This window comes from Nocardia sp. NPDC050712 (assembly GCF_040654295.1).
Lineage (GTDB): Bacteria > Actinomycetota > Actinomycetes > Mycobacteriales > Mycobacteriaceae > Nocardia.
This window is the reverse complement of sequence record NZ_JBFAHT010000003.1, coordinates 548,328-555,936: the sequence shown is the minus strand read 5'-3', so window position 1 is coordinate 555,936 and position 7,609 is coordinate 548,328. Positions and strand designations below refer to the sequence as shown.

General features: G+C 68.6%; 7 protein-coding genes. 6 read left to right on the top strand and 1 reads right to left on the bottom strand.

Annotation, left to right across the window (positions count from 1 at the left end; translation table 11 throughout):
• Window positions 1-56: 56 nt before the first annotated feature.
• From AB0H76_RS23080 to dcd, 4 genes are all read left to right on the top strand, one after another.
• Window positions 57-1,247, top strand: coding sequence for a 4-hydroxybenzoate 3-monooxygenase (locus AB0H76_RS23080; protein ID WP_357327484.1), 1,191 nt, complete (start codon window positions 57-59; stop codon window positions 1,245-1,247).
• An 18-nt stretch (window positions 1,248-1,265) separates the two neighbouring features.
• Window positions 1,266-2,957 carry a methyltransferase gene (locus AB0H76_RS23075; RefSeq protein ID WP_357327481.1) on the top strand — a complete coding sequence of 564 codons (1,692 nt, stop codon included), beginning with the start codon at window positions 1,266-1,268 and terminating at the stop codon, window positions 2,955-2,957.
• 85 nt (window positions 2,958-3,042) lie between these two features.
• On the top strand, window positions 3,043-3,222 hold the full coding sequence (locus AB0H76_RS23070) for a hypothetical protein (RefSeq protein WP_357327478.1): 180 nt from the start codon (window positions 3,043-3,045) through the stop codon (window positions 3,220-3,222).
• A gap of 20 nt (window positions 3,223-3,242) precedes the next feature.
• On the top strand, window positions 3,243-3,845 hold the full coding sequence (gene dcd, locus AB0H76_RS23065) for a dCTP deaminase (RefSeq protein ID WP_357327476.1): 603 nt from the start codon (window positions 3,243-3,245) through the stop codon (window positions 3,843-3,845).
• A 134-nt stretch (window positions 3,846-3,979) separates the two neighbouring features.
• Here the strand turns inward: dcd and AB0H76_RS23060 are convergent, their stop codons facing one another.
• Window positions 3,980-4,561: a hypothetical protein gene (locus tag AB0H76_RS23060; protein ID WP_357327473.1), complete on the bottom strand. Its 582-nt coding sequence runs from the start codon at window positions 4,559-4,561 to the stop codon at window positions 3,980-3,982.
• Window positions 4,562-5,035: 474 nt separating this feature from the next.
• On the opposite strand from AB0H76_RS23060, the gene AB0H76_RS23055 reads away from it, so the two are divergent.
• Together AB0H76_RS23055 and AB0H76_RS23050 are read left to right on the top strand one after the other, a co-directional pair.
• Complete coding sequence (locus AB0H76_RS23055; protein WP_357327470.1) at window positions 5,036-6,037, top strand: XRE family transcriptional regulator; 1,002 nt, start codon at window positions 5,036-5,038, stop codon at window positions 6,035-6,037.
• A 41-nt stretch (window positions 6,038-6,078) separates the two neighbouring features.
• Window positions 6,079-7,335 carry a pyridoxal phosphate-dependent aminotransferase gene (locus AB0H76_RS23050; protein ID WP_357327467.1) on the top strand — a complete coding sequence of 419 codons (1,257 nt, stop codon included), beginning with the start codon at window positions 6,079-6,081 and terminating at the stop codon, window positions 7,333-7,335.
• Window positions 7,336-7,609 lie beyond the last annotated feature (274 nt).

The following is a 7,609-nucleotide window of genomic DNA, read 5'->3' as shown; positions in this document are numbered from 1 at the left end:
AAACACGCGGTATTTCGTTGCGGCCGAGTAGGTGTCGGGTGCTCTAGGTTGAGCCGGTGCCTGAGCCAGCAACTATTTCCGACACCGCGGTTCTCGTGCTCGGAGCGGGTCCGGCCGGCCTGGTGCTGGCCAACCTGCTGTGCGCCGCCGGCGTCGAATGCGTGGTCCTGGAACGCCGGAGCCGGGCCCATGTCGAGCAGCGGGCCCGGGCCGGATTCCTGAGCCCGCGCAGTGTCGCCCTGCTGCGTGAGCACGGTCTCGACCAGGGGCTCAGCCGCCTGGGCAAGCGGCACGACCGGTGTGAGTTCCGCAGCGCGGCAGGTCGATTGGAACTGCGCTACAGCGAGCTCGGCAGCCGGAAGACGCACACGGTGTATCCGCAGCAGCTGCTGGTGACCGATCTGATCGCCGAACTGGGCCGCCGCGGTGGGGAGATTCGGTTCGACACCGCGGTGCGCTCGCTCGGCGGTCTGGACAGCGCGCGCCCGTGGGTGCGTGCCGAGGACGCGGTGCTGCGCGAACAGCGTTATGCGGCACGCTATATCGCCGGCTGCGACGGCGCGCGCGGCGTCGCGCGCACAGCCGTGCCGGTGGTCCCCGCGGTGCGCGATCACGGCATCACCTGGCTCGCCCTGCTGGCCCGGGCGCCCGCCTGCTCCGACAGCGTCGTCTACGGCGTACACGGTGCCGGGTTCGCCGGGCAGATGCCGCGCAGCCCGGACATCACCCGCTACTACCTGCAGTGCGATCCCGGGACCGACGTGGAGGAGTGGGACGAGGACCGGATCTGGAACGCGCTCGACGAACGGCTGCTGGCCGGGCAATTCGGCGCGCCCGCCCGCGGTCCGATCATCGAACGCAGCCTGGTGCGGCTGCGCTCGGAGATCCTGGACCCGATCCAGCACGGCCGGCTGTTCCTGGCCGGCGACGCCGCCACCTCGATCAGCCCCTCGGCCGCCAAGGGCGCGAACCTGGCCATCGCCGAGGCCGCGATCCTGGCGGACGCGCTCGGCGCGGCCGTGCGCACCGGGGACGAGGCCGGGCTGCGGAGCTATTCGGAGCGCTGCCTGCCGTTGATCCGGCAGGCACAGGAGTTCTCGCACTGGATGATCGATCTGCTGCATCCCCCGGCCGGGGACGACCCCGAAGCCGCCTACCAGCGCGTGCTGCGCCGGGCGCGGTTGGACAGCCTGAGCACCTCCGCCAGTCATCGGCACTATTTCGCGGACAACTACGTCGGTATCTGAAACAACAAGGGAGAAAGCGTGACTCGCGCTCTGGCAGCACCGGTCGGGATGGATGCGACCGATCTGGCCCGGATCGACGCGGCGGCGGAATTCGTGCGCGCGCACGATACCGCCACCGTCCTGGCCGCTGTGTTACCCACGCTCACCGCGGGGGAGCGGGCCGCGGTCGCCGGGCGATGTCAGTTCTCCCACACGGCGGCACTGGTGTTCCCGCGCGACCTCGCCGAACTGGCCGCGGCGCTGGGCGAGCGCGGTCTGACCGCGGGCGAGCCGACGCCGAGCGTGGTCGTCCGCCGCCGGCTCGCCGCGCGGCACCGGCAACCGGCGAGCCGGCTGGACGTGCGGATCGTGCGCGCGGCGCTGCCCAGCCGCGACGGGAAGCACTGCGACATCGAGCTTTTCGCGGTCCTGCCCACCGGCGAGACCGAAGCCGGGGCGATCGCCGCCGCCGAGCGGGCCGCCGAGCACGAACAGCACCTCGGCCTGGCCGTCAGCACCGGCGACGAGGTGGAGATCGCCGGGCTGTGCGCGCTGCTGACGCAGCGGGCCGGAATGCGCGGCGACGGTGGCGGTTACAACGGTCACGAGAACCTGACGGTGCTGTATTTCCGCGCCGACGCCGACGGCCTGCCCTACCACCGGCTGGAACTGCACATCGCCGGCGATCATCCCGGGGTGCTCGCGGCGCATCTGGCCGCCCTCGACGACCCGAAGACCGGCCTGCTGCGCCTGCTCACCGGCGCGTGGGCCACCCAGGCGCTCGCGGTCACCGCGACCCTCGGGATCGCGGATCGGCTGGCCACGGCACCGGGCTGCCCGGTGCCCGAACTCGCGGCGGCCACCGGCGCCGACGCGGACAGCCTGCGCCGATTGCTGCGATACCTCGCCGATCTGGACATCGTGCGCCCCAGCGGCGCGGGGTACGCGCTCACCGCGGCCGGAACGCTGCTCGCCGCTACGGCCGAGCAGTCCCTGCATCCCCTGGCCCTGCTCTACGGCGGCGCGTTCTATCAGTCCTTCGCGCACCTCGAGCACTCCGTCCGCACCGGCCGCCCCGGCTTCGACCACCACTTCGGCAGTCACCACTTCGAGTACTTCACCGCCGCACCGGAGGGCGCGGAGCTGTTCGACTCCGCGATGGCCGCCAGCGCCGGCATCTTCGGGCACGTGACCGATCTGATCGACCTGGACGCGGCACACACCGTCGTCGACGTGGCCGGTGGCAACGGCGCCCTGCTCGCCCGCCTGCTCACCGCCGCGCCGCACCTGCGCGGCGTGCTGTTCGAACGCGCGCCCACGCTGGTGACCGCGCGGATCGCGCTCGAGCGCGCGGGTTGCCTGTCCCGCTGTGAGCTGGTGCCCGGCGATTTCACCCGCGCGGTGCCCGGCGGCGGCGACGTCTACCTGCTCTCCCGGGTCCTGCACGACTGGGACGACGACCGGTGCCGGCAGATCCTGGCCACCTGCGCCGCCGCGCTGCCCCCGCACGGCCGCCTCTACATCGTCGAGCGGCTGCTGCCCGACGACAACACGCCCTCGCTGGCCCCGGCCTGGGACGTGCACATGCTCTGCAACGTCGGCGGCCGGGAGCGCACCCGCGCGCACTACGCCGAACTGTGCGCCGGCGCCGGTCTCGACCTGCTCGAAACCCACCCCTTGCCAATGGATTTCACTCTTATGCAGGTCAAACCCCGGGCGCTGCCCGGCTGATCGGTGACAGGGCTAACATCGAACTGATTCGGGTGGATGGGCCCGTCGATTGGCTATTCGGTCACTATCGGAGGAGGCTCGACTGATGAGTCAGGAAGATGGGCATGTGCCCGGATTGTTCAGTCATGAAACCGCGCCGTTGACGGCGTTCCCCGCCGCCGAGGACAACGGCCCGCATCACCGTCCGGTGTTCAGTGCCGACGATTCGGGCGCGTCGGGCGACGGCGGGTTCCCGAACCCGGGGTCCGGCACGCACGCCAACTAGCAGGCACTACGCTGCTGGGCGTGCTGCTTTCCGATCGTGACATCCGGGCGGAGATCGCCGCTGGACGGCTCGGCGTCGAACCGTTGCTGGAGAACCTGATCCAGCCGTCGAGCATCGATGTCCGGCTGGACCGGCTGTTCCGCGTCTTCGACAATTCCCGCTACACCCATATCGATCCGGCGCAGCGCCAAGATGAGCTGACCAGCCTGGTGGAACCCGCCGAGGGGGAGCCGTTCGTGCTGCACCCGGGTGAGTTCGTGCTCGGGTCCACGCTCGAGATCTGTACGCTGCCCGACGATCTGGCCGGGCGGCTGGAGGGCAAGTCGAGCCTGGGCCGGCTGGGTCTGCTGACCCATTCGACCGCAGGCTTCATCGACCCGGGTTTCAGCGGGCACATCACCCTGGAACTGTCGAACGTGGCGAACCTGCCGATCACGCTGTGGCCGGGCATGAAAATCGGGCAGCTGTGCCTGATCCGGCTGAGCAGCCCGGCCGAGCACCCTTACGGCAGTGCCCAGGCCGGATCCAAGTACCAGGGCCAGCGCGGGCCCACCCCTTCGCGCTCCTACCTGAATTTCCCGCTGTCGGCCGACGTGGTCAGTTCGGTCGAAGCGACCCGCTGACACCTGGACATCGCGCTACCGCGGCCGAGTCCGCCTCGTCGACTGTGGAAATGAGGCGGACCCGGCCCGGATAGCAACGCCCCCGGGGCAGGCGGGGAGCCCGGGGGCGGCGGCGGGGATCGACGACGCAATTTTCAATCCCCGCCGCCCGCTCCCACCGCCAGGGCCGTCGTGATGACGACGGACAGCGGTGGAAGCGTGTCGCCGCGCCTCGGCGGTCCGACCCAGAAGCACCCTTCCCGGGTCCACCGGCCGAGGCCGGTCGGCAACATCACGGCACTGCCGATCGCGGGTATCCCGATATCGAGTCGGTTCAGTACCTCCAATACCTGCGTTCCCGGCCGGCTGTCCGGCGCGGCGAGGAAGCTCCAGCGGATCTGACGGGCCAGCATCGGACCCCTCGTCCCTTGCTGTTCCAGTGCCGCCCTGACCTTTTCGGCGCGGGCCGTGGGTAAGTGCACGACACAGACCCGGCCGCTGATGGGCAGCATCGCGAATCCACCGCGTTCGATCACGGGTAACCCGTACTCGTCCCGGTAGAAGGCCACCCAATCGTCGACTGTCCTGAGTTTGTCCACATTCACGGCCAACTCCTTGCCTCCTGCATCAAGGGTCGCCTGCGGAACGTGGCTGCGGTAACGCCCTGCTGCCCGCATTCCGCTGCCCTTCCGCTGCCCCTGCTCGTCGGCTCGGGTGTTGCCACGCCGACTATTCATAGCGACATCGAATTGTTTGTGGCCGTAGACACAAAGCACTCGTACCCTGGGAAAGAGTTCGGTCGAAGGGATGACATCGTGGTCAGGCAGTGGTCAGGAAGAGAGACCCGTGCCCTTCGCGATGCCAAGCGGATGAGTATCCGGGAGTTCGCCGCCCACCTGGGTGTGCACGAACGTCTGGTGTCCAAGTGGGAAGCGGGCGCGGCCCGGGTACACCCACGTCCTATCAATCAAGCCGCACTCGATACATCCCTGGCACGGTCCGATGATGTGGTGCGGGCCCGGTTCGCGGAATTGATGGAGCATCCGGGTACTCCCGGGCCCGATGCCGATCGATCTGCCGCGCCCGGTTTCCAGACGGCGGCCGGTCCGGCCGGCGTGACGTATTCGAGCGACGCGGACCTTTTGGCTCTCATAGATGCCGGTGCGATGAGAGGCGATGCGTTAGCAGCGATTTCGGAGAGGGATCTGATCATGGCTGCTGCCCATGAGGCCAGCGAACACGCCGGCCAGGCCGAGAGCACCAACGTGGGTACGAGCACCTTGGAACAGCTCGACGCCGATGTCACGCGCATCGCGAACGACTATGTGCACATTCCACCGGTGCCGATGATGGTCGAGATGTTGCGGGTGCGGCGCCGGGTGTACCGGTTGCTGGAAGGGCATCAGCGCCCTGCCGACACCTCGCATCTCTACCTGCTGGCCGGCACCCTGTCGGGGTTGCTGGCAAATGCCAGTACGGATTTGGGGTACTACGACGCCGCGGGCGAGCAGATCCGCGCGTCCTGGGCGTACGCGGAACTGTGCGGGCACAACGGCTTGCGGGCCTGGACGCGCGGCATGCACGCGCTCATCGAGTACTGGTCGGAGCGGCCGCGCCGCGGCGTGCTGCTGGCGCAGAGCGGGCACGAGTTCGCCGACTCGGCGACGGCGAAGGTGCGGCTGCTCAACATCGAGGCCCGGATCTGGTCGAAGATCGGCAGCCCGTCCGATACCGACCGCTGTATCCGCGCCGCCGACGACGCCCGCGAACTGGCGGCCACCGACGATCTGCACGACGAGGTCGGCGGGGTCTTCGGCTTCCCGGACGCGAAAGCGCAGTACTACGCCGGCGCCACCTACATCCATCTCGGCGAGGCCGAGCCGGCCCTGGCCGCCACCCGGCGCGCGATCGAGATCTACGCGACCGGTCCCTCGGAGAAGCGCTCCTACGGCGCCGAGTCACTGGCCCGGGTGGACAACGCGGCCGCGCACCTGATCAACGGCAGCCTGGACGGCGCGGCCGAGGCCCTGCACCCGGTGCTGGGGCTCGCCGAGGACAAGCGGATCGTGCAGTTGGAGGCCCGGCTCACCGGGGTGCGGCGCCGGATGGCGGCGCCGACCTTCCGCAACGCGTCCGAGGCGCGGTTCCTGGACGAGCGAATCGAGGAATTCTGCGGCGTCACGGCGGCGAAAGGCATACCGCCAGGTAATTAGGCATGCGGGCCATCGATTAATCCCTTGCCGAGGATGGCACCATGGATCGGGTGAGCCCGAGTCATCTACCGCATCAGCCGCCGCGTGCTTTGGAGCAGTCCACGAAGCTGCAGAACGTTCTCTACGAGATTCGTGGGCCGGTACACGCGCATGCGGCACGGTTGGAGGCCGAGGGTCATCGGATCCTCAAGCTCAATATCGGCAACCCGGCGCCGTTCGGTTTCGAGGCGCCCGACGTGATCATGCGCGACATCATCGCCGCGCTGCCCTACGCGCAGGGCTACTCCGAGTCCAAGGGCATCCTGTCCGCCCGCCGCGCCATCGTCACCCGCTACGAGCTGGTCCCGGGCTTCCCGGAGTTCGACGTCGACGACGTCTACCTGGGCAACGGCGTCTCCGAGCTGATCACCATGACCATGCAGGCGCTGCTGGACAACGGCGACGAGGTGCTGATCCCGGCGCCCGACTACCCGCTGTGGACGGCCATGACCAGCCTGGCCGGCGGCACCCCCGTGCACTACCTCAGTGACGAGGCCAACGGCTGGCAGCCCGATATCGCCGATATCGAGTCCAAGATCACCGACAAGACCAAAGCGCTGCTGGTGATCAACCCGAACAATCCGACCGGCGCGGTGTACTCCGCCGAGGTGCTGCAGCAGCTGGTGGATATCGCGCGCAAGCATCAGCTGCTGCTGCTGGCCGATGAGATCTACGACAAGATCCTCTACGACGACGCCAAGCACATCTCGCTGGCCTCGCTCGCGCCCGACCTGCTGTGCCTGACCTTCAACGGCCTGTCCAAGGCCTACCGGGTGGCGGGCTACCGCTCCGGCTGGGTGGTCATCACCGGCCCGAAGGATCACGCCGCCGGTTTCCTGGAGGGCCTCTCGCTGCTCGCCTCCACCCGCCTGTGCCCGAATGTGCCCGCGCAGCACGCCATTCAGGTGGCGCTCGGCGGGCACCAGAGCATCGAGGATCTGATCCTGCCCGGCGGCCGACTATTGGAGCAGCGCGATGTGGCCTGGGAGAAGCTCAATATGATCCCGGGCGTCTCGTGCGTGAAGCCGAAGGGCGCGCTCTACGCCTTCCCCCGGCTGGACCCGAATGTGCATGAGATCCGGGACGATTCGAAGCTGATCCTGGATCTGCTCCTGCAGGAGAAAATCCTGATGGTGCAGGGCACGGGCTTCAATTGGCCCGATCACGATCATCTGCGGATCGTCACGCTGCCCTGGGCCCGCGACCTCGCGGTGGCCATCGAACGATTCGGCAACTTCCTCGCCAGCTACCGGCAGTAGCCCCGTACATCCGGGTCGAAACAGACCGCCAGTATGGATAACTGCCACTTTTGAATACTCACTAGCGCAAAAGTCCGAGTTTTGTGTACAGTGGCTCTCGGCACGTCAAGTGCCCGGTCGGGTTGTCTACCCCCCCTGGACAACCTGGCCCTCGGGTTCGGCCGCCTACCCCCCTGGGCGCCGGCCTGCGGGCGGCGGAGACATCCCCCTGCTCTCCGCCGCCCCCTCCCGAAACCTCTTCGCGCAGTTCAGCGCAGCGTCCGGTGCGAGTTTG

What these genes read in the sequence shown, in the direction of transcription:
- AB0H76_RS23055 (WP_357327470.1), top strand. Translation starts at nt 5,036, where the DNA reads ATGGCTGCTGCCCATGAGGCCAGCGAACACGCCGGCCAGGCCGAGAGC.
- AB0H76_RS23060 (WP_357327473.1), bottom strand. Translation starts at nt 4,561, where the DNA reads ATGAATAGTCGGCGTGGCAACACCCGAGCCGACGAGCAGGGGCAGCGG.
- AB0H76_RS23050 (WP_357327467.1), top strand. Translation starts at nt 6,079, where the DNA reads ATGGATCGGGTGAGCCCGAGTCATCTACCGCATCAGCCGCCGCGTGCT.
- AB0H76_RS23070 (WP_357327478.1), top strand. Translation starts at nt 3,043, where the DNA reads ATGAGTCAGGAAGATGGGCATGTGCCCGGATTGTTCAGTCATGAAACC.